At 44.2% G+C, this 22,266-nt stretch carries 21 protein-coding genes; 13 read left to right on the top strand and 8 right to left on the bottom strand.

Translation table 11 applies throughout. The annotated features are described in order from the left end of the window. Positions 1–165: 165 nt before the first annotated feature. Both VN447_RS09915 and VN447_RS09910 read left to right on the top strand, forming a co-directional pair. Positions 166–1,017, top strand: a complete 852-nt coding sequence (locus tag VN447_RS09915; RefSeq protein ID WP_325525140.1) for a cyclic nucleotide-binding domain-containing protein — start codon at positions 166–168, stop codon at positions 1,015–1,017. After that, positions 1,014–2,750 carry a B12-binding domain-containing radical SAM protein gene (locus VN447_RS09910; protein WP_325525138.1) on the top strand — a complete coding sequence of 579 codons (1,737 nt, stop codon included), beginning with the start codon at positions 1,014–1,016 and terminating at the stop codon, positions 2,748–2,750. The genes VN447_RS09915 and VN447_RS09910 overlap by 4 nt, the downstream gene beginning before the upstream one ends. A gap of 58 nt (positions 2,751–2,808) precedes the next feature. On the opposite strand, the gene VN447_RS09905 is transcribed toward VN447_RS09910, so the two are convergent. Beyond that, on the bottom strand, positions 2,809–4,167 hold the full coding sequence (locus VN447_RS09905) for a HAMP domain-containing sensor histidine kinase (protein WP_325525136.1): 1,359 nt from the start codon (positions 4,165–4,167) through the stop codon (positions 2,809–2,811). Then, positions 4,157–4,831, bottom strand: a complete 675-nt coding sequence (locus VN447_RS09900; RefSeq protein WP_325525134.1) for a response regulator transcription factor — start codon at positions 4,829–4,831, stop codon at positions 4,157–4,159. The genes VN447_RS09905 and VN447_RS09900 overlap by 11 nt, the downstream gene beginning before the upstream one ends. A 250-nt stretch (positions 4,832–5,081) precedes the next feature. Here VN447_RS09900 and VN447_RS09895 point away from each other — a divergent pair, with 250 nt between their 5' ends. Both VN447_RS09895 and pap read left to right on the top strand, forming a co-directional pair. After that, complete coding sequence (locus VN447_RS09895; RefSeq protein ID WP_325525132.1) at positions 5,082–5,402, top strand: FlxA-like family protein; 321 nt, start codon at positions 5,082–5,084, stop codon at positions 5,400–5,402. A 214-nt stretch (positions 5,403–5,616) separates the two neighbouring features. Further along, positions 5,617–7,116: a polyphosphate:AMP phosphotransferase gene (pap, locus tag VN447_RS09890; protein ID WP_325525130.1), complete on the top strand. Its 1,500-nt coding sequence runs from the start codon at positions 5,617–5,619 to the stop codon at positions 7,114–7,116. Positions 7,117–7,157: 41 nt separating this feature from the next. Here the strand turns inward: pap and VN447_RS09885 are convergent, their stop codons facing one another. Continuing rightward, entirely contained in the window at positions 7,158–7,601 is a 444-nt protein-coding gene (locus VN447_RS09885; protein ID WP_325525128.1) for a hypothetical protein, read from the bottom strand. Position 7,602: 1 nt separating this feature from the next. Further along, positions 7,603–7,881 carry a hypothetical protein gene (locus VN447_RS09880; protein WP_325525127.1) on the bottom strand — a complete coding sequence of 93 codons (279 nt, stop codon included), beginning with the start codon at positions 7,879–7,881 and terminating at the stop codon, positions 7,603–7,605. Positions 7,882–8,075: 194 nt separating this feature from the next. Here VN447_RS09880 and VN447_RS09875 point away from each other — a divergent pair, with 194 nt between their 5' ends. Continuing rightward, positions 8,076–8,291, top strand: a complete 216-nt coding sequence (locus VN447_RS09875; RefSeq protein WP_325525125.1) for a hypothetical protein — start codon at positions 8,076–8,078, stop codon at positions 8,289–8,291. A gap of 44 nt (positions 8,292–8,335) precedes the next feature. Here the strand turns inward: VN447_RS09875 and VN447_RS09870 are convergent, their stop codons facing one another. The 3 genes from VN447_RS09870 to VN447_RS09860 all read right to left on the bottom strand — a co-directional run bounded on the left by VN447_RS09870 (position 8,336) and on the right by VN447_RS09860 (position 11,901). After that, positions 8,336–9,388 carry an AbrB family transcriptional regulator gene (locus VN447_RS09870; protein WP_325525123.1) on the bottom strand — a complete coding sequence of 351 codons (1,053 nt, stop codon included), beginning with the start codon at positions 9,386–9,388 and terminating at the stop codon, positions 8,336–8,338. 127 nt (positions 9,389–9,515) lie between these two features. Further along, on the bottom strand, positions 9,516–10,814 hold the full coding sequence (locus VN447_RS09865; protein WP_325525121.1) for a CitMHS family transporter: 1,299 nt from the start codon (positions 10,812–10,814) through the stop codon (positions 9,516–9,518). Between the two features lie 205 nt (positions 10,815–11,019). Then, the gene (locus VN447_RS09860; RefSeq protein WP_325525118.1) at positions 11,020–11,901 is read right to left on the bottom strand and encodes a LysR family transcriptional regulator; all 882 of its coding nucleotides are present in this window, start codon (positions 11,899–11,901) and stop codon (positions 11,020–11,022) included. A gap of 197 nt (positions 11,902–12,098) precedes the next feature. Here VN447_RS09860 and citD point away from each other — a divergent pair, with 197 nt between their 5' ends. From citD to VN447_RS09820, 8 genes are all read left to right on the top strand, one after another. Continuing rightward, positions 12,099–12,371 (top strand): citrate lyase acyl carrier protein, encoded by a 273-nt coding sequence (citD, locus tag VN447_RS09855; protein ID WP_325525116.1) that lies wholly within the window; start codon positions 12,099–12,101, stop codon positions 12,369–12,371. 14 nt (positions 12,372–12,385) lie between these two features. Beyond that, positions 12,386–13,258, top strand: coding sequence for an aldolase/citrate lyase family protein (locus tag VN447_RS09850; protein WP_325525114.1), 873 nt, complete (start codon positions 12,386–12,388; stop codon positions 13,256–13,258). A gap of 16 nt (positions 13,259–13,274) precedes the next feature. Next, entirely contained in the window at positions 13,275–14,813 is a 1,539-nt protein-coding gene (gene citF / locus VN447_RS09845) for a citrate lyase subunit alpha (protein WP_325525112.1), read from the top strand. A 75-nt stretch (positions 14,814–14,888) separates the two neighbouring features. After that, complete coding sequence (gene citX / locus VN447_RS09840) at positions 14,889–16,286, top strand: citrate lyase holo-[acyl-carrier protein] synthase (protein ID WP_325525111.1); 1,398 nt, start codon at positions 14,889–14,891, stop codon at positions 16,284–16,286. Between the two features lie 20 nt (positions 16,287–16,306). Next, positions 16,307–17,656, top strand: coding sequence for a pyruvate carboxylase subunit B (locus VN447_RS09835; RefSeq protein ID WP_325525109.1), 1,350 nt, complete (start codon positions 16,307–16,309; stop codon positions 17,654–17,656). Positions 17,657–17,870: 214 nt separating this feature from the next. Beyond that, complete coding sequence (locus VN447_RS09830; RefSeq protein ID WP_325525107.1) at positions 17,871–18,782, top strand: sensor domain-containing diguanylate cyclase; 912 nt, start codon at positions 17,871–17,873, stop codon at positions 18,780–18,782. A gap of 186 nt (positions 18,783–18,968) precedes the next feature. Further along, entirely contained in the window at positions 18,969–20,588 is a 1,620-nt protein-coding gene (locus tag VN447_RS09825) for an ABC-F family ATP-binding cassette domain-containing protein (protein WP_325525105.1), read from the top strand. A gap of 34 nt (positions 20,589–20,622) precedes the next feature. After that, positions 20,623–21,483: a YitT family protein gene (locus VN447_RS09820; RefSeq protein WP_325525103.1), complete on the top strand. Its 861-nt coding sequence runs from the start codon at positions 20,623–20,625 to the stop codon at positions 21,481–21,483. Between the two features lie 99 nt (positions 21,484–21,582). On the opposite strand, the gene VN447_RS09815 is transcribed toward VN447_RS09820, so the two are convergent. Further along, complete coding sequence (locus VN447_RS09815; RefSeq protein WP_325525101.1) at positions 21,583–21,987, bottom strand: hypothetical protein; 405 nt, start codon at positions 21,985–21,987, stop codon at positions 21,583–21,585. Positions 21,988–22,266 lie beyond the last annotated feature (279 nt).

Here is a 22,266-nt window from a genome sequence, read left to right as displayed (position 1 = left end):
GTAAAAACTAGTTTGTACATGATCCCAGCGGAACATCACTCAACCCTCTTTCTACCTGTCTTTACTAGTAGTATTCGACGGCTAAGACCTTTTTTCTTTCAAAATCGGTGAAAAACAAGAGGGTTTTTAAGCAGACTCCCTAAGGAAATAGTAACTATTTTTGAAATGGAAAAATTACAGGATATTCTTAAAGATCAACCTAACAAATTAATTGCTTTGTCCACTAAACTTGCCGTAAAGCCAAAGTATCGAAAAACGCCTGCTTTGTACTTATTGCTTGCTAAGGCGTATGAGATATGCCGGCTTCAGCAGGTGCATTTTTGCCTTGGCGGTGGCAACCCATGCAATATTCAGCTTTATGAGCAAATGGGTTTTCGCCGATTTGGCTCAAACTTCAGTGATCCAGGCTATGGGATGCTAGTGGCGCTTAATCTGATTATTGAAGATGTTGACCACTTAAAGGCAGTTAGATCGCCACTATACAGGGTTGCTAGGAAAAAAGACGGTAATGCGTTGATTGCCTCTCAGTTTTTTAATTCATTTCCTCAAGCAGGGGAATGCGTTAATAGTCAACTCGTAAGTAAACAGGAGCTGTGGGAATATCTTGGCTCCAAGCTAGGCGGTAAGCCAAATGAAAAAATTGCTTTATTGAAGGGATTGGATGCTGAAGAAACATCCAATTTATTATGTCTAGGGGCAGTTTTTCCCTGCAAACAGGGTGACAGTATAGTCTGCGCTGGTGACATCAGTAATGAGGTATTCACTTTGTTGTCAGGTACTGTAGAGGTAAGAAACAAGGCCGGCATATATGCCCTTAAGCCAGGCCAATCATTCGGTGGGATCGGGATTATTACTAACCAGCCTCAGTCGGAAAGTGTTACGGCAGTTGATGACTCGGAAATTCTGGTTATTTCCCGGCAATTATTCGAAAAAATGCAGCGTCTTTTCCCCATTGCGGCAGATAAGATATTGACTAATTTAGCTGATCTTTTGAAAGCGGAGGTAGAAAAATTATGAGGAACATTGATGTATTGCTTGTCAACAGTCTAGCTCCCAGGCAGAGGATTGCTTCAGACGCCGCCTTGGAAAACGGCCTCGCCATAATTAGAACCCATTTAGAAGAACGAGGCTTTATTGTGTATGTTGCCGATGAACAGCGAGTTTCGGGTCCTGAGAAAGGTGTTCCTCGCTGGTACCTAAAGATGCTGCGGTTGCTCTCTGTTTTGCAGCTAAAAGCATTCGGCGGTGGTATGAAGATAGTTGCGTATATTTTACTATTATTAGCGTGGCCATTGCATGCATTGTCCCTTTATTATCGGAGGAGCTACCTGGAGAAACTGATTGAGAATCTTGCTGCTCTTGTTAGCGCCGAGCATATTCCCCTGGTTGGAATCAAAGTATGGAACGGCGAAGCGTACAAATGGAGTGTAGCGCTAGCTAGAAAAATTCGGGCCGTTAATCCTGAAGCAGTTGTAATAGCAGGAGGTCCACAGGTAAAGGTTTACGGTTCAGAGATCTTTGCTCAAGAAGCCTTTGATTTAGCGATTATGGGGCCAGGGGAAGAAATACTGGCAGTACTGCTTCAAAAAAGAAAAGCAGTGCTTGATAAAGAGAGCTTTCTGGAAGTCGTTCGGCAGGAAATAAGCTCTTCCTTGCTTATTAGAACCGGACATTACAGTAGTGAAAACCAGTATATGCCTGCTGTTTTTACAATTCCCCGATACAGACCAGCGGACATGGACGATAAAATCTTGTTTCATACGCTGATTGATGGGGTTGGGTGCACTTGGAGTAAGTGCAGCTTTTGCTCACATACCAGACAAAACAGTTGCTATATCCCACGACCGGTAGAACAAATTAAGGACGAAATCCTGGCAATGAGTCAGCAGGGAATTGCCTTTTTTCGTTTCAGCAGTTCAGAAACCCCTCCGGAGCATGGACAAGCCATTGCGCAAATGCTTCTTGAGAATAATTTTGACATTAACTATTCAATGTTTGTCCGCGCTGGTAAAGCATCTACAAAAACGTATAATGCCTACCGGTTGATGCTCAATTCTGGGCTTAAGGCTGTTTTTATGGGCGGTGAAACAGGTCATGATGCTATTAATGCTAAGGTTATGAATAAAGGAGTTTCACAACAGGAAATCGTTGAAACAATCGAGTGCATTCGGTTAGCTGCCGCCGAAACCGGAAAAACTTGCAGGGTTGGTTTGGCGATGATTTACCCATGCCCAGTCCTTGACGGAATCACCCTTAGTGAGGTGTTCCAAGAAAACCTAAGGCTAGTAGCAAGAACTAGACCAGATACCGTCATTATCAATCCTCCAGGAGTTTTTCCTGGAACTGTCTGGTTTGAACAAGCCGAAAAGTTGGGCTTTAAATTTAGTGAGGACTTTGTTGCCCGGATGATGCAATATGAGTATTCAATGTATAAACCAGTAGAATTTTGGTCTAAGATTGAGTTTTCTCTAAATGGCATGGATGTTCGTTCATTGCTGCAAGAAACAGGTAAACTAGCTAGAGCTATAGAGGCCATGGGAATTCCCATTGGTATCTCTGACGAATATTTGATGATGTTGGAGGCTTTGGGCGAAAAATCCGCAATTGGCCTGCTTAAGTTTAAGCATGATTCACTACTTGACGTCTTAAGCGGTAGTACCGGGTATATTGGCCAAACTGTGGCAAAGATTAATGATAGGAGCAAAGAACTTGCTCTTGCTAATTGCAATCAGTTAAAAATAAAAGAGTAGTTAGATACAAAAAAACAGGACGCAAGCAGCGTCCTGAGATACCTGGCAATCCCTATGTTTAGGGATTGCCTTTTTTTATCCCTACATGTGCGGGTAAAGTTTCTATAATATTTTGAGGTATTGGCAAAACAATCGTAAACGTAGCTCCCGCCCCCGGGGAGCTGCTGACAGCGATAGTACCATCATGGCTCTCTACAATTAGTTTTGCGATAGATAAGCCTAGACCTGCGCCGCCGTCAGAGCGAGATGGGTTAGCTTGGTAAAAGCGGTTAAAAATTTTATCCAAATGCTCAGCGGCGATACCTTCCCCTGTGTCGCGCACAGAAAGGATAACAGAATTTAGTGTGCGGTGTAATGCTATGGTTACAGCCCCGCCGGCAAGGGTATTGCGGATGGCATTGTCGGTCAAAATGCCGACTACCTGACATAACTTGCTTTCATCACCTAAATAGGTAACATTTTCTGTTTGAATGATCAATTTGATATTTTTACGCTCGGCTGAAGGGCCAAAAGGGGTGCTTGCCAGCCATACTGCTTTTCCAAAGTCAAAGGTGCTTTTTTGCAGAAATTGCTGATGAGAGTCGGCGCGAGCAAGAAATAAGAGAGAATCGACCAACTTAGTCATGCACGAAACCTCTGTTTGGATATTGTCAAGCCAATGTTCGTGTTCCCTCACAGTATCCTCTGGCGCTGAGAGCACTACTTCTAGATTGGTCTGGATGACTGCTAAGGGGGTTCTAAGTTCATGAGAAGCATCTGCCAGAAAATCCTTTTGCTGTTGCCAAGCCTGCTGGATGGGGATCATGGCTTTGTTTGCCATATACAGGCTGCCGAAAAAAGATAGAAAAATGCATACCAGTCCTATTAGAATTAGTGCAGTGATAACAATCCTCATAGCATTTTTTTCGCGGGAAAAATCCTGGAAAAGAAGATAGCTGTCTGGTTGATCAGGAATATTTGCTTTTAAATAAATGTAGTCAACCTGAGCGAACTCGACAGTGCCGTGATCAAGACCCAAAGCAAGTATTTGTTTCAATAATAAAGCTAGATCCTCTGACGATAAGGACAGATTGGATGAATGGGTCACTACTTGCCCAAGTTCGTTAATCCGTACAAAGAAAACAGAAGGACCAGGACCAAAACCTGGACCTGGTCCAGGTCCAGGTCTTGGTTCTTGATCAGGAGCAGGACCTGGTCCAGGATCAAGACGTGTGCCTGGACCTAGGTTAGGTCGCGGTGGCAAATCGTTAAACCTACCGCTGATTAAGTCTGCGGCTACTCTTTTTAAAAAGAAATTTGCGCCTGTAGTTAGTCGATCCTGAGCGAAAAGGTAACTGCCGGCTGTCAAGAGTAGGAATAAGAGAGCCATTATGCCCATGTTTACCAGGGTTAATTTGAGGCGCAATTTACGAAACATGACCTTCACCCCTTAAGTAATAGCCAATACCTCTAACTGTTTTAATAAATGATGTGTTAAGTTTCCGGCGCAGATAATGGATATAAAGGTCAACATTAGCTATGTCAATATTAGTCTGGAAGCCCCAAATCTTTTCCCAGATGCGCTCTTTACTGACAACTAGTCCGTAGTTACGCATTAATAACTCAAGCAGCAATGCCTCTTTTGTTGTTAGTTTGATAATTTCGTTATCCTTAGTTACTTCACATCGTAGAGGGTCTAATACCCAGCCGGCAGCTTCCAGTTTTTCGTTAGGTAAAAGCTTGGTCTGTCTGCGGGATAAAGCCCGGAGACGAGCCATCAGCTCATCTGATGAAAAGGGTTTTACTAGATAATCGTCAGCACCAGCATCTAAACCTTCTACTCTATCTTTGGTTGAATCCTTTGCCGTTAAAAAAATCACGGGGGTCTCAAATCCCAGCCCGCGGAATTCCTTTAAAACAGAAATACCGTCTCGTACAGGCAGCATACAGTCTAAAATAAGGATGTCATAGATTCCGGTAGCGGCCATGTCTAAGCCGGTTTCTCCGTCTAAGGCAGTATCAACTGCGTAGCCATGTTTTTTGAGGATATGGGATAATGCCTCGGCGAGGCGGCGTTCATCTTCAATTAAGAGTAGTTTCACAATGGCGGCTCCTTTTAGTGCATAGCCTATATCATATTGCTATAATTGCTATTTCTGATTGTAAACGAATAATCTTGGAAAATCATTTATTTTCCAAGAAAAATCAAAGAAAATTTATAAAGTAGTCGAAGAAGTGTATGGTTTTATAAATAGGCGTTCATTAATTAAGTTTTTTCAAAGAAATTTCCAATAATAACCTCCGATAATAGTTAAAGAGCATAATTTTGCTATGAGAAGGGAGATATTTGATATGGCAATATCGTCCATTGGTCAATCTACCAGTGTCCAATTAAGTCAAACCAGCCAAAGTAGTCAGGATGAAATTAAAACCTTGGAACAAAAAAAGCAAGACCTGCAGAAGGAAATAAATGAAATAAATCAGGACAAAAAGACAAAAGAAGCAGATAAACAAAAGAAAGTCCAGCTAATCCAAGCACAGATTCAAACTGTGGAGGCGCAAATACAGCAGCTAAAACAGAAAAAGACAGAGGATCAGCCGGCTAGTACAGAGCAGAGCAATACTGTTAAGAAGCAAGACCTTATCCGTCAAAGGGTAGATATAGAAGTATAGATTTGTAACTGATATAAACATTCGGATTGCGCTGGATAGGCAATCCGAATGTTTTATATTTTGGAGGTATAACCCCTTTACGATGGAGTAATGTATAACAGAGTATAGAATATTTTAAAACCTGTGACTGTAATCAAGGGATTTGCTAAAATAAGGATAGTTGCAAAGTAAATGAAGGCGCCAGGATATAATTTTAAGCGGGGGAGGCAGCCGTATGCTGGAAAAGGTGGACTTGAAGAAGAAGATTGGCAAAGTCGAGTACAAAGAGATGATTGACGGACTGCGTGAACAGCTAGGTGAGTTACAGCGTCAGGCCAGAGATTTAGGAATTCCGGTCTTAATTCTCTTCGAGGGCTGGGATGCAGCTGGTAAAGGAACCCTGATTAATGAGCTTATTCTATCTCTCGATCCTCGCGGGTTTAATGTCTACTCTATCGGAGAGCCCAATGAAGAAGCAATGATGCGGCCTTACTTCTGGCGCTTTTGGAACAAAACCCCCCAGTGTGGACGGATAGTAATACTGGATAGAAGTTGGTACAGTAAAATTTTAGCTGACAGAGTGGGGCAGGGCGCTACCGCCCATGACGTGCAAGAAGCATTTCATGACAGCCTTTCTTTTGAAAGGCAGCTGTCAGACGATGGGACACTAATCATCAAGCTTTTCCTGCACATTAGCGAAAGAGAACAGCGCAAACGGCTGGAGAAACTGGAACAGGACCCGGCTACAGCCTGGCGGGTAACAGAAGCTGACTGGGAGCATCATAGGCAATATAATAAATCTCTTTTAGCCATCGAAGAAATAATGCAGCAGACAGACGCTGAATGTGCTGCATGGACAATTATTGAAGCCCATGACCGGAGATATGCTACCTTAAAAATCATTGCTACAGTCATCGAAGCCATGGAAAAACGGTTGGCCGTTGCTGCTGCTGCAGCCAATGTAAAAAAGGATAAATCAACTGACAAACATTTGCCCGCTTCAGGGCTGTCAAAAATATTTACCTCATCCATTCTAGCCGGGATTGACTTGACAAAGAGCCTTAAGGATACTGAATATGAGAACTCAATGAAATTTTATCAGACCAGAGTAAGGGAACTGGAACACATTATTTACAGCAAACGTATACCGGTGATTATTGTGTTTGAAGGCTGGGACGCTGCAGGCAAAGGCGGTGCCATCCGCCGTCTTACTCAAGATATGGACCCGCGCGGTTACACCGTTATTCCAATCTGTGCGCCAACGGCTGAAGAAAAAGCCCATCACTATTTGTGGCGTTTTTGGCGCAATGTTCCTAAAGCAGGACATATTGCGATTTTTGACCGCAGCTGGTATGGCCGGGTTCTGGTTGAGCGGGTAGAAGGCTTTTGTCGGGAAAACGAATGGCGGCGGGCCTATAAAGAAATTAATGAGATGGAGGAACAGTGGGCCAATTTTGGTGCAGTACTCGTAAAATTCTGGCTGCATATCGATAAAGACGAGCAAAAACGTCGCTTTGAAGAACGGCTGGCTAACCCGGGAAAACAGTGGAAAATTACCGGAGAAGATTGGCGCAACCGGGAACAGTGGGAGTTATATGAAAATGCCGTTGACGAAATGTTTTTCCGCACAAGTACGACCTATGCCCCTTGGACATTGGTAGAAGCCAATTCTAAAGAGTATGCCAGGAAAAAGGTTATCCAGAGTGTAATAGAGGCTATTGAGGACAAGATATGAGGGAATAAAAAACCGGGATGCAGGTTGCATCCCGGTACTCGTTATCGCTGTTCTTTTTTATCTCTATTCTTGAACTTTTCCCACAAAAAGCGTCCGGCCATAAATACTCCGGCTAAAAGTATTACATTGAACAACATACCCATAATTGAAGCAAACATGCCTGAGTTACCAAACCCGAACATGCCGCCAAGCATACTGCCTAAGAGCATACCGCCGCCAAAGAGACCCGCGTTACGCAGAAAGCCGCCGCTGTTTTGCTGTTGAGCTGTTTGAGAATTAGGTTTTGCAGCCGCTGCAGGTGCTTTGTCGCTATAACTCTGAGCTGGAGCCGAGGGCTTATAGTCGCTGGTACTAGGTGCCGTCTGGGTTGTAGGAGGCTTGGGAGCAGGAGTTGAAGTCTTTGATTTAGAGCCGCTTACGGCAGCATAACTTACAGTAGTAAATGCAAACATAAACAGAAAAGTAAATAGCAATAGTTTTTTCATGTTATTCCTCCTTATGGGTTTTTACATCTTCAGGGAAAGTGTAGATTTCAGCTAAAGTAGGCAGTTCTCCGGATAAATACCGGTCAATATCATGGACATCAATATAAAATGTACAAGCTACTTCCAGATAGCCTTGTTCTTTGGCTTGGCTGAGGTCTCTGATGGCAATTAGACGTTCACGTAGAGCTGCGCAGTCTTGATGTGATGCTGTTACATTGAGGGTTGCGAGTGGGATACCATAGTCCCGTAATACGTCTTGCAAGCTCATTCTTTCTGACATTAATTAATCACTCACCTTGTCATATTTTGTCCTCTGAAGGAGAGGGCTCGACACCATCAATGTAATATGAAAGTGAAAAAAAGTCAAGATAAATCAAACTTTTCATCGGATAACTAATTGCACGATGACGGGAACTAGTTATCCTTGCTATAATAGAGAAAAGATTATTTTCATAGTTAAGTGAGGTAAATAACTTGCGTAAATTTGTCAAAGTCAACGAAACTGTCATCACCCCGCTTGAACCGCGGCGGGCTGATATATTGGGCGATGAATGCTTGGTCGATGTCCGGTTTGTCGAGAGCCGCAGCGAAATAAGCGGCTGGCTTTATGAATATGAGGTAGTAGGAGAAGTAGGCAAAGTCGAGAGGTTTCTGAACCGGCTGCGGGATATTGAACAAAAACGGGGTTAATTACAACCTCATAATAAGGATCATACTTTCATGCCTAATGTGAATTAGCTGCACATATGACCTTGTTTGCGTAGCCACCACCTGGCTGCAGGCACACATACAATGAGGATAAACAGTAGGCGGAATAATTGAAAAGCTACAACAGTGGGAAGATCAGCATTAGCTGTCAGGGCTATCAGACCCATTTCTGACATCCCGCCGGGAGCCATACTTATAAAAGCTGTTACCAATGACATTGAGTAGATATGAGAAAAGATGAAAGCAACTCCGAGGAGAAGCAGAATTACTGCCAACACGCTGAATAAACTTGACAGGGCAATAGTTTTCCAGTTGGTTAGGCTGCCAAAATCAACATCTATGCCCATCCGGATACCCACAAAGATTTGCGCTAGAGCAATAACATTGGAAGGCAGCGCCGGAGCATGTACACCAGATAAGACAAGGAGTGCTGTGCCTAAGATTGGAACAATTACATATAAATTCGATAGATGAATACGTTTGGCTAGTTTTATTAGCACCAGGATACTCACTGCAAAGACAGCCAGTATAGGAATTTCGCTGGCACCGATTGCGGTTGTTAGCCGGCTGGTTGCAGTAACTTTGTCAGCAATCCCGTGTAGTGCCAGCAGTGGTACCGTAAAAACAACAGTAATCACACGAACCGTTTGCATCAGAGTTACTACTGACACATCGGTGCCGCCGGTTTCTTCACAAATAATTGACATTTGCGATAAGCCGCCAGGGATGCTGCCGATTACGCTGTTGGCTACACCAACACCCGTATAACGGCCGACAATATAACCTGTAACTAAGCAAAGACTGATAAGGATTAATGTGATTGTCAGCATTAACGGTAGTTGATAAAGCACCTGATGAGCAACAGATGGTGTGAATGGACTTCCCATCATATATCCCAAAACAACCATACCCATATTGCGGAACTTTTTAGGCCAATAAACTGGCTTTTTTGTAATGGTCTTCCAAGTCATTGCCATAACCAGCGGCCCTAATGTCCAGGGCAAAGGGATATGGCCAATGCTGAATAAGTAGCCGCTTAGAGCGGCAAGTACGAATAGTGGCAGTGATTGCTTATACATATGTCACCTTTTTATTAGCGTAATGAATATATATTACCACTTTAAACCTAAAAGTAGAAATACGACAGAACCTGAAGAAGCAGGTTCTGTCGTATTTAACAGCCGTATTTCTAGGAAAATCGGCAATTTAGAAAGGAATGATCCCAACAGCCAGCGAAAGCGCCAGCATGACTAAAGATGTACCGATTGCCCACAGCAGGGTGTATTTCTGGAAATCACCGAACTCGACACCATTAAGACCTACCAGGAGGTACGTTGATGCAACAAGCGGGCTCAGGAGATGTGCGCCTTGCCCAATTAAGGAAGCACGGGCAATTTCAGCTGGAGTGATGCCGTAGGTTGCGGCAGTCTTAACCAGAATAGGTACAACGCCAAAGTAGAAGGCATCATTGGTAAGGAAGAAGGTAAAGGGCAGGCTGGCCAAGGCTGTAATAAGCGCCAGATGTGGTCCCATGGAGGCAGGAATGACTGATACCAGCGAGTTAGCCATAGCATCAACCATCTTGGTGCCAGACATGATGCCCATGAAAATACCGGCTGCGAATACCATGGCAATAACGGGCAACGCATTAGAAGCGTGGGTCGCAATACGAGCCTGCTGGTCTTTGAGTTTAGGATAGTTAATAATCAAGGCAAGCGAAGTGCCGATCATAAATAGAACATTAAGGGGTAACACTTCTTTTACTAAAGCAGCCATTAAAATAACGGTCATACCAAGATTAACCCAGAACAGGTGCGGACGCTTGAGTTTTTCCGCTTCGGCGTCAACAGCGGCAGTTGCCGTTTCAGCCATTACATCATTCATGTGTAGTGTTCCCAGCCGTGCACGTTCTTTCAAACCAATACGGTAGGCTACAAACAGTACCCAGATGGTGCCGGCAATCATCGCCGGAATCAAAGGAACAAACACATCAGACGCTTCAAGGCTTAATGCGCTCATAACCCGACCAGTAGGGCCGCCCCATGGCAGGATGTTCATAACACCGTTCTGCATGATGGCCATAGCAGGTAGGACCATGGGATGAATGCCAAGGCGGCGGTGAACAGCCAGCATAGCCGAGCAGGTAATCATGTAGGTTGTTGAACCATCACCATCAAGTGAAACAATACCAGCTAGAACAGCTGTTCCGACAACGACTTTCATCGGGTCGCCTTTAACTGCTTTTAAAATCCGGTTGATGAGCGGATCAAACAGGCCAGCGTCAATCATTACGCCGAAATACAGTATGGCAAACAAAATCATGATTCCAGTAGGAGCAACCTTTTTGATTCCCTCAAGCGACATTGCACCAAGTTTAGGTCCAAAGCCAAGGGCGATGCCAAATGCGAGTGGCACTAGCATCAGAGCGGTCATTGCTGAAAGACGCTTGGTCATGATGAGGTACATAAAGACGATAACCATTAAAAATCCCATTAATGCGAGCATGTTTTGTTCTCCCTTCTTAACTAAAAATTACGACAATTCCCACCGTGTACGAATCTGAGTATAGATTACTGCAGCGTATAAGTAAAATTCAAACTCGTTATGGCTGGTTATCAAAGTTATTTATATATTCCATGTATTTATAGTTTCTATCAGAGAAAAGCAATATGCTTATGCGAACAAGTTCACATGAGCATATTGCCTTTTATTAACGGGGTAAAATGATGTTAAGGAAGTCCCTGTTTTTAACAAATTGAACAAATGCGTTGACGATATTCATTTCCAGCAATTCTTCGTGATACAGCATCCATGCGCGGCGCAATATGGGGTTACCCTCTTTATCTTTGAGGATAATTTTATGCAGGTTTTCAATGTTATTTACAATCATAGAGGGCATAATGCCATAGCCCAAACCGTTTACCACCATTTCCTTGCAGGTGGAAAGCTTGTCTACCTCCATGCTGATGGAGGGCGGTTCAGAGAAATTTTCCCGCCACCATTTATCAATTTGTGCTTTAATCAAGGAATCGGTCTGATAGTTAATTCGCGGTAGCTTGGGCAAATCATTTATATTTATTTCGCTGGCTGAGGCAATACAGATAGGCTCTTCAAACAATAAATGCCGCTGGCTTTGCCAGCCATAATCGGAGCTGACAAAACCGATATGAATGTCCTGATTATGTACCAGATTAAAGATATCCCGGCTCCAAGTTGTCGTTAATTTAAACTCAACATGAGGGTGTTCTTGTTTAAAGTATTTTAACAGGCGAGGCAACATGTACATGGTAAAATAGCTGGAAGCTCCTAGGCGTAGTGTTCCGGCTACGCTGCTATTCATATCAGTAACATGTTCTTTAATTCTACGCAGATTAAAGAGCATGTCAGTAGATGATTTAGCTAAGTACTCGCCTTGAGGAGTAAAATGTACGCCTTTGCTAGTGCGATAAACAATCTTAATGCCGAACTCTTCCTCGATATTTCTGAGTCGTGCCGTCAGAGCGGGCTGAGATATGAATAGCGCTTGGGCGGTTTTAGTAATATTCTTTTGCTCATACAGAGCCTGTAAGATGAGCCAGTCCCGGTCTTCCATTAGTCATCCTCCTCAATTAGCTGTACTTATTATTTACGCCGTCAGTACCCCAGTCTCCTGTTTAGGATGGAAACTTGTTGGGCCTGATATACAAATATGTTATGGCTTTCAATCGTGTATATGTATTGTTGTTCTTTCAGAATATTAGTTATAATATGCCGTAGTCAGATTGTCAATCATGGGGAGGAGGATTTAGTATGACTAAACTGCTGAAAGCGGCGCAAGCCGGCAGCGTAGAATCCACAGATATCCTAATAATGGTGGCTCCAGCTGAGACTGGGGCTGGAATAAAAATTGAACTGGTGAGTCCTACTGTCCAGCAATACGGAGAACAAATTAAAAACGTAATTAGCAGCACACTTATCGCCCACGGTATTGAAGATGCTATTGTGCATGCCAACGACAAAGGCGCATTGAATTTTACTATTGAAGCACGGGTAACAACAGCAATCAGCCGGGCGCTTAGCTAAGGAGGGGAAACAATATGGAAAAAAAATTACGCCGTGCCATGATGTTTATGCCAGGAAATAATCCATCCATGCTGCAGAATGCAGGTATTTACGGCGCTGATACTGTAATCTTTGACCTGGAAGATGCTGTAGCGATCAGCGAAAAAGATGCAGCCCGGCACCTTGTGCATAACGCCATTAAACACTTTAACTATCCGTGTGAAGTTGCGATACGTATTAATCATATTCAAACACCTTATGGCGTAGATGATTTAAAGGTAGTACTTGCGGCTAAACCGGATTTAATCCGCCTGCCTAAAGCCGAGTCACCCCGCGATATAGAAGAAGTTGACGCTATGATCAGTGAAGCAGAAATACGTTATGGCTTTACGCCAGGTTCAATTAGTATGATGGCTGCTATTGAAACCGCAAAGGGACTGCGGAATGCTTATGAGATTGCTACTGCGAGTCCGCGGATGGTTGCCCTTGCTATTGGTGGCGAAGACTTCATAGCTGACCTTAAAACTACTCGCAGCAAAGATGGCAAAGAGCTGTTTGTACCCAGATCGCAGCTCTTACTGGCTGCCCGTGCAGCCGGTATTGATGCCATCGACACTGTGTTTTCTGATATAAATGATGAAGAGACCTTTATTGCGGAAGTCAACATGATAAAACAGCTTGGTTTTGATGGAAAATCAGTCATAAATCCACGTCAAGTCCGCATTGTGCATCAGATCTTTACACCGACTGAAAAAGAAATTGCTCATGCCGAGCGCGTGATTGCTGCTTACAACGCGGCGATTGAACGCAATTCCGGGGTTATCAACCTGGATGGAAAGATGATTGATACACCAATGGTGCTTCGGGCTGAGCGAGTGCTGGCCTACACCAAGTCGGTTAAAAAGTAACAGGGGGGTTTACGTCATGATAAATGCAGCTGGAAGAATTATTCCGGATCAAATAACCGGGTTGGCTCATGTCCGCCCATATGCTGGCCCGTTTGCCACCATTCCCGCAGGGCGGATGGTCGGGCCAAAAATTCGGGTCAATATGCCTAAATCCGAGAAGATCGTTAAATCAATTGAGCAAGCCATCGAAGCAGCCGGTTTGAAAGATGGCATGACAATTTCTTTTCATCACCATTTCCGCAATGGTGATTATGTGCTTAATCAGGTTGTTGAAGCCATCGCCAAAAAAGGTATTAAAGACTTGACGCTTGCGCCAAGCTCACTTAATGATATTAACGAAGCCGTTATTCCATTTATTGAGCAAGGAGTAATTACCGCCATTGAGACGAGCGGCGGGCGCGGCAAACTGGGTAAGCTCATGACTTCAGGCAAGCTGGCTAAGCCGACCATTATCCGGTCTCATGGCGGCCGGGCTCGTGCCATCGAAGCCGGCGATCTTAAGATTGATGTGGCTTTTATCGGTGCTCCCTGTTGTGACCGCTACGGCAATATGAATGGGATTAATGGTCCTTCGGCCTGCGGTTCAATGGGTTATGCCATGGTGGATGCCGCCTATGCTGATAAAGTTGTAGCCATCACTGATAATCTTGTACCCCATCCGGTATACCCCATCAGTATTCCGCAAACGCAAGTTGATTTCATCGTTGTGCTTGACAGCATTGGTGACCCTAAGGGGATTGCTTCAGGCGCACTTAGAATAAGCCGTGATCCGCGTGAACTACTGATCGCCGAGTATGCTACCGGAGTTATCGAGTATTCGGGGTACTTTAAAGAGGGCTGGTCTCTGCAACTTGGCAGCGGCGGGGCTTCATTGGCAGCTGCTAAGTTTATCAAGGAGAAAATGCTTGCCCAAGGGATTACTGCCAGCTTTGGTGTAGGCGGTATTACTGCGCCGTTTGTTGATATGTTGGAACAGGGACTCATCAAAACAATATTTGACACTCAAGATTTTGATATTCCCTCGATAGAGTCTTTGAAAAATAATCCTAACCATCTCGAAATGTCGGCCTCCTACTATGCTAATCCCCATAACGGCGGGCCGATTGTTAATAACCTGGATGTAGTCATTTTAAGCGCGACCGAAGTAGATGTTGACTTTAATGTTAATGTTATTACTGATTCCAACGGCGTTATCATGGGTGCATCAGGTGGTCACTCAGATACTGCCGCAGGTGCTAACCTAGCCATTGTCGTCGCGCCGCTCCTGCGCGGCCGACTGCCGATGGTGCTGGATAAAGTCAATACAATTGTCACTCCGGGGGAAACAGTCGATGCTATTGTCACCGAACGCGGTATTGCTGTTAACCCGCGCCGTACCGATCTTATTGATAATTTGAAAGGCACCGGCTTACCTGTTATGAGCATTCAGGACCTGCAGAAACTTGCTTATGATATGGCTGGTAAACCTGAAACGATTGCAGTAAGCGATGAAGTCGTGGCTGTTATTGAATATCGTGATGGTACTATTATCGATGTTGTACGGAAACCGTTATAGAAATGGCATAGGTAATTTCTATTTAGGGAAAAGTATGGTAGAATTGGATAGAGAATCACAGAGGGAGATGGGGAATTGGATCAAGTAACCCTAGAGGCCGTTCTGGCTGCGAAAGAACGGCTGGCTTCCCTTCAAGCTGAACTAAGAAGTAATTATCAATTGCCTGTAGTTAGCTTTACCACCAATATTCCTGGCCCTGTCAAAAGTAGCCCGGATATACAAAATTTACTAAGGGCAGCGGTTGAAAGGTTCAGGGCTGCAGCTGGGGATAGTGGCTTTTCCGTTGTAGAAGAACGGTTTATTTATCCTTTGACCGGGCCGGCCGCCGTTCTGGCTGTTATCGGTGAAGCCGATAAGATTAAGCAGGTGTGTATAGCTATTGAGGAGTCGAGCTTTTACGCGAGGCTATTTGATATTGATGTATTTGATGCTGTCGGAGGGCAGATCTCCCGTAGCAGTTTGGGCCACCGTGAACGTACCTGCTTTTTGTGCAGTCAGCCAGCGGTATTGTGCCGGCGGTTAGGCAAACATAGCAGTAAGGAAATCGGTGATAATGTCGCCGAACGGCTGATGGCTTTTGCTGCTGGTACCACGAATCCATGGCCTGGAGCTGTCTGGAATCTTGGTTCATGGGCGGTTGAAGCCATGCTGATGGAAGCAGCGTGTACACCGGCCCCGGGGCTGGTAGACCGCGATAACCCCGGTGCCCACCAGGACATGGATTTTTTTAGTTTTCTGATGAGTAGCAGTGCTCTGGCTGGCAGTATGTTCCGCTGTGCAGCTGCCGGGTATGGGCACCAGGGAGCACCACAGGATTTGCTGCCTGTGCTGCGCCAAATCGGCAAAGACGGCGAACAGCAGATGCTGCAGGCAACCGGCGGGGTTAACACTCAAAAAGGACTGTTGTTTCTGCTCGGTATTCTTACGGCTGCAGCCGCTTATACATTACGACAGTCGATGGTTATTACCGCCTATCAAATCCTAGACACAGCAGCTGCTATGACGAGCGGTATTGTTGCGCGAGAGCTTGCACCGCTGAAGGTTGGACAAGCAGCAGTCAAACTGACAGCCGGAGAAAAACTATTTATTAAATATGGTGTCACAGGTATTCGCGGTGAAATTGAAGCAGGTGTACCCAGCATAAGAGAGCAAGGGCTGCCGGTATTGAAAGCCGCGTTAGGACAGGGACTGTCGCTCAATGATGCTTTGGTACATACGCTTATGAGTCTGATGACAGTTGTTGAAGATACCACTATTTTAAATCGCCATGGGATGAAGACTTTGCTTGACGTGCAAAACCATGCCAGGTCGGTCCTGGATAACGGCGGTATGCTGACAGAGGCTGGTAGGGCGCAAATTGGTGAGCTTGATAAAACCTTTATTGAATATAATATTAGCCCCGGTGGTGTTGCCGATTTACTGGCTGCCACGTATTTCCTACATTTGGTTGAAACTAACAATAAAATAAAGTGAGATGGGAAGGAGCTAAAAATATGAACACTAACCAACCCGTAAAAATTGTGGAGACAGTACTGAGGGACGGTCATCAGTCACTCGCTGCTACACGTATGCGGATTACCGACATGATTCCTATGCTAGAGCGTCTTGACGAGGCTGGTTTCCACGCTCTTGAGGCTTGGGGCGGCGCTACTTTTGACAGCTGCCTGCGCTTCTTAGGTGAAGACCCCTGGGAACGCCTTCGCACACTGAAACAATATCTAAAAAAGACGCCCATTCAAATGCTGTTACGCGGCCAGAATGTCCTTGGCTACAATCATTATGCTGACGATGTTGTAACAGAGTTTGTCAACAGAGCGGTTGACAACGGCGTAGGCATTATCCGGATTTTTGACGCATTAAACGATGTGCGAAATTTGGAGGTGGCTATGAAAGCGTCTAAAGCTGCCGGTGCGCATGTACAGGGAGCTTTTGTTTACACCATCAGCCCCTACCACAATCAGGAAAGTTTCCTCAAAGTTGCCAAGGATTTGGTTGAACTTGGTGCTGATTCCATCTGTATCAAAGACATGTCTGGTCTCTTAGCGCCATATGCCGCGTATGACCTAGTCAAAGCGCTCAAAGCGGATATTACTATTCCGATAGAACTACACACTCACTATACCAGTGGCATGGCTTCCATGACTTACCTCAAGGCTATCGAAGCCGGTGTTGATATTATCGACTGTGCACTGTCTCCGTTTGCCTTGGGTACTTCGCAACCGGCCACAGAGGCGATTGTTGCCACGCTGGAAGGTACTCCTCGTGATACCGGTATTAAGAAAGAAGCGCTCTATCCAATTGCTGACCATTTCCGTGCTGTGAAAAAGGAATTAGCTGGAGACTTTAATCTTAATACAGCTATTGACATCGATACCAAAGTATTATCCTTCCAGATTCCTGGCGGGATGTTATCCAATCTCCTGAATCAAATGAAAGAGCAGGGGATGGCTGACAAATATCCTGAGCTTTTGGAAGAAATGCCTCGGGTACGGGCAGAACTCGGCTACCCGCCGCTTGTTACCCCGACTAGTCAGATTACCGGTTCTATGGCTGCCTTCAATGTCATGCTGGGACGTTATAAAGTAATTCCCAGGGAGATTAAAGACATTGTACGAGGCAAGTATGGTCGTACCCCTGCGCCCATTGACCCTGAATTCCGGAAGATGATTGTTGGCGATGAGCCAATCATTACTCATCGCCCAGCTGATGACATTGCTCCGCAGATGGACGCACTGCGCCAGGATCTGGCTGAAAAGGGTTACCCCAATGCTTCAACCGAAGATGTACTGTCTTATGCCTTGTTCCCTGAAGTTGCCTTAGACTTTTTCAGTAAGCATCGCTAGACAAAAAAGGCACTATTTGTACGCTTTATGCAAATAGTGCCTTTTTGTATGCGTCTAGCATGGCATGGTATTAAGCATGCAAGTCCGGGCAAGGAAGAACTGCAATTTTGAGAACCAACCTGTAATATGAAAAGGCAGAAAAGAGGATTTCCCTTTTTTTTCTAGAATCAAGGTCATTGCGCGATTATCCCTTGAAACTAGAGGAGGCTGGCATATGCCTGAGATAAAGCATCTAGCGTGCTCTGCGATACTTGAGGCCGTAATGACTAATGTGGCTGACGGTATTCGTATTGTAGACACTAATCAAAATACTATATACTGGAATAACGCCGCCCAGAGTATTACCGGTTATTCAGCCACTGAAATGCAGGCTAAACCCTGTTTTTACCTTTTTAATAGCAGTGATTCTGACAATAGGCTGTGTGAGCAGGCCTGCCCGTTGAAGCTGGCTGCCGCCACCAACGAATATTCCGAGACGCAGACAAATTTGCAGCGTAAATCCGGAAATCAGTTAGCGGTAAAGTTCAAGGCTATTCCTGTGAGAAACGATGCAGGACAGGTCGTGGCTGTTGTTGAAATATTTAATGCCTTAGCTGATAATAGTCTGGAAAAAATTCAGGCATTGTCCAATTTAGCATTTAAAGACAACGTTACTGAATTGCACAGTCACCAGTATGCTGAATTAAAGCTGACAAGTTTATTAGAAGATCTTCGCCGAAGTATGTTACCCTTTGGCGTATTGATTTTTCAAATTACTAACCTTAAAGCAATTAATGATAAGCATGGAACAATCGTGGGTGATCAAACACTTAGGCTAATTGCCGAAGTCTTGTCTGCCGAAATTTTGCCACCGAATATAGTTAGCCGTTGGCAGAGTGCTGCTTTCTTAGTAACTATCCAGAATACCCGGAAAGGGTTTATTTTGCCGTTTGCCAATAAAATCAAACTACAGCTTGAACAAATGACCATTATGAAGATATTCCCTGATCTTACCGCTGAGGTTTGTGTCGCAGGTACAATCGCTTCACCGAACGACTCAGTAATGAGTCTTTTTTACCGGCTAGCCGGACACATTAAGCAAAGTGATCAGACAAATACCGGAATATATATAGATATTGAGGATTAAAATGAGCGATATGTAATTATAACAGCAGTGAGATTGCTCGGTCTGGTTGATGGAACTGCTGGTTATGGTTGTCAGCCTGCTGCGTTTTAAGGAGCTTGCCGTTTGGCAAGCTTATTCTTTATTTCTGCTCAATAATATGTTACAATTATTATTCGTAAGTAATATTTAGGAAAGATGGGTAGAACGATGATTAGTACAAATAACCTAACACTACAATTTGGCAAGCGCGTTTTGTTTAAAGATGTCAATATAAAATTTACTCCTGGCAACTGCTATGGTCTTATTGGTGCAAACGGCACCGGCAAATCAACCTTTTTGAAGGTATTATCTGGTGAAGTTGAGCCGACTTCCGGAGATGTTGCCATTTCATCAGGTGAGCGGCTGGCGGTACTTAAACAAAACCATTATGAATTTGACGAGTTTGAAATTTTAAAAACGGTTATTATGGGGCATTCCCGTTTATATGCAATCATGGAAGAAAAGGATGCCCTGTATGCTAAACCGGATTTTTCCGATGAAGACGGTATACGGGTATCGGAACTTGAGTGCGAGTTCGCTGAATTGAACGGCTGGGATGCCGAAACAGAAGCCGCCAAACTGTTAAATGGCTTGGGAATTAAGGAAGATCTCCATCAACTTAAGATGGGAGAAATAAGCGGTAACGAAAAAGTAAGGGTGCTCTTAGCTCAAGCTCTGTTCGGGAATCCTGACATTCTGCTTCTCGATGAACCTACAAATCACTTGGATATTGATTCTATTACCTGGTTGGAAGATTTTTTGGCTGACTTCCCTAACACTGTTATTGTTGTATCCCACGACAGGCATTTTTTAAATCAGGTATGTACTCATATTGCCGACATTGACTTCCAGAACATTCAACTGTATGTCGGTAACTATGATTTTTGGTTGGAATCGAGTCAGCTTGCGCTGCAACTGGCGAAAGAAGCCAATAAGAAAAAGGAAGAAAAAATTAAAGACCTGCAAAGTTTTATCCAGCGGTTTAGCGCTAATGCCTCTAAATCCAAGCAGGCCACTTCCCGCAAAAAACTGCTTGACAAAATTACGATTGATGACATTAGACCTTCCTCCCGCAAGTATCCGTATGTAGCCTTTAAGCCTGATCGTGAAGCAGGGGCACAACTCTTGACTGTGGAAAACATCAGCAAAAAAATCGAAGACGAACAGGTATTGAATGATGTGAGCTTTATGGTAACCAAGGGTGATAAAATTGCCTTTGTCGGACCTGAAGGAATGGCTAAAACAACTCTTTTCAGAATACTGATGGGAGAAATGGAGGCTGACAGCGGTTCATTCAAGTGGGGCGTGACCACAAGCCAAGCGTATTTTCCTAAAGATAACTCCCAGTATTTTGACGGCATAGAACTAAACCTTGTTGATTGGTTGCGACAGTTTTCCCGTGATCAGGAAGAATCCTTTATCAGAGGTTTCTTAGGGAGAATGCTGTTTTCTGGCGAGGAGAGTCTAAAGGAGGCTAATGTTTTATCTGGTGGCGAAAAAGTCCGGTGCATGCTGTCCAGAATGATGTTAAGCGGCGCCAATGTTTTGTTATTGGATGAGCCAACAAATCACTTGGACTTAGAGTCAATTACCTCGCTCAATAACGGGCTTACTAACTATGAGGGCACAATTTTGTTTGTTTCGCATGACCATCAGTTTATTCAAACAATTGCCAATCGTATTATTGAAATTACACCCAATGGCATAGTTGACCGTCGTATGTCTTATGATGAATATCTCGAAAATCCTGATGTGAAAAAGCAATTAGCAGCATTATACGGAAAATAGCATACTGTGAGGTCAAACCTAAGGAGGCGATGATATGCCGCAAACCCGGAATGTGGCGGTTTTTCATATAAAGAAATATCTAACGCTCTTTATTGGGTCTATCCTTGCTGCCATAGGTCTTGAAATCTTTCTAGTGCCCAATCAGATTATTGACGGCGGTATTGTCGGGATTGCTATTATGTCCAGCCATATTACCGGTATCAACTTGAGTGTTCTGGTGCTTTTGTTAAACTTGCCGTTTTTATATGTTGGTTACAAGCAAATTGGTAAAAGTTTTGCCCTGTCAACATTATTTTCAATTATCTCGCTAGCTGGTTGGGTCTATTTGTTACACCCTGTGTCTGAGTTGACAAATGACTTATTTTTGGCAGCTGTTTTTGGCGGCATCATCTTGGGAATCGGCGTAGGCCTAATAATCAGAAACGGCGGCTCGCTTGACGGTACAGAGATTATGGCGATACTCTTTGATAAACAAAGTGGCTTTTCTGTCGGTGAGATTATCATGTTTTTTAACTTGTTTATCTTAAGCAGCGCCGGTTTGGTGTTTAGCTGGGAGAAAGCGATGTATTCGCTAGTGGCGTATTTTATTGCCTTTAAAGTTATTGATATTACAATTGAGGGCTTGGATGAGTCAAAAGGAGTTATGATTGTTTCTGATAACCCTGAGGAGATTGCCGAAGCGCTGATGGCCCGCCTGGGACGGGGCGTGACCGTGCTCCATGGTGCCGGCGGTTTTACCGGCGAGCCAAAAAAGGTGCTGTATTCAGTTATAACCCGTCTGGAGATCGCTAAGCTGAAGTCGATTATTTATGAAAAAGATGAAGGCGCCTTTGTTACCATTCACGAAGTACATGATGTACTAGGTGGCAGAGTTAAGAAAAGAGCCATACATTAATAATTGAAAACAAAAGAGAGATTGCCATGCTGTTACTCGAAATGACGGAAATTGAACTAACTCATTTCGAACAATAGTAAAGCAATCTCTTTTTAATTATCAACGATCGTTAATTTTGAGTTCACCAGGGCCGCCTTCGGTCCAAACGGTGACAAAAACCTGATCGTTTTCTCTAAAAGCGCGAAGCAGTTCACAGTGTCTTAAGATGGCAAAGTTTTTATCAAGCTGGAGTCTGGACAGGCTAAGGTGTTGCATAACCTGGTCATGCGTAACCGGACCTTGTTTTTTTACATAGTCGTAGATGTTTTTTTGCAGGTCGGTCAAGCCATCGGTACCTTCCTGACCAGCCGCTTTGCGGGCAGATTTGGCGCTGTAAACAGCGGCGACATCACAACTGCGCGGGGGCTCAAGCATTTCAATATAACAGTCTTCGCATAGGATCTGTCCCCGATATTTACTCTCTTCATTAGCCGGAATCTCCGTTTTGCAATTTTGGCAGATCATGGTATATTCCTCCTATTGAACCAATTTGATTCAAAAGTATTTGTTATAATTATAACAACTGGAATTTTGTGGGACAATAAGTTATAAAGTGAGACTTAGCTTCAGGTGGGGTTTTAACCCCATCTGAAGTTTAGTCGACCTTATCCAGGGACTTAGCCGCTCGCCTGTGCCCTTTGGGTATAACTCCCACTTGTATACCCTAAAGGGCACAGGAAAGATGGGAGTCTTAGAGCGGCTTGGTCGTCGGATAAAGGAGGATTTAGGGGATAGGTGATAAAA

This window comes from Sporomusa sp. (assembly GCF_035561155.1).
In the GTDB taxonomy this organism is placed as follows: domain Bacteria; phylum Bacillota; class Negativicutes; order Sporomusales; family Sporomusaceae; genus Sporomusa.
Note: the sequence above shows the minus strand (reverse complement) of the source record. Positions and strands in the feature narration are given on the sequence as shown.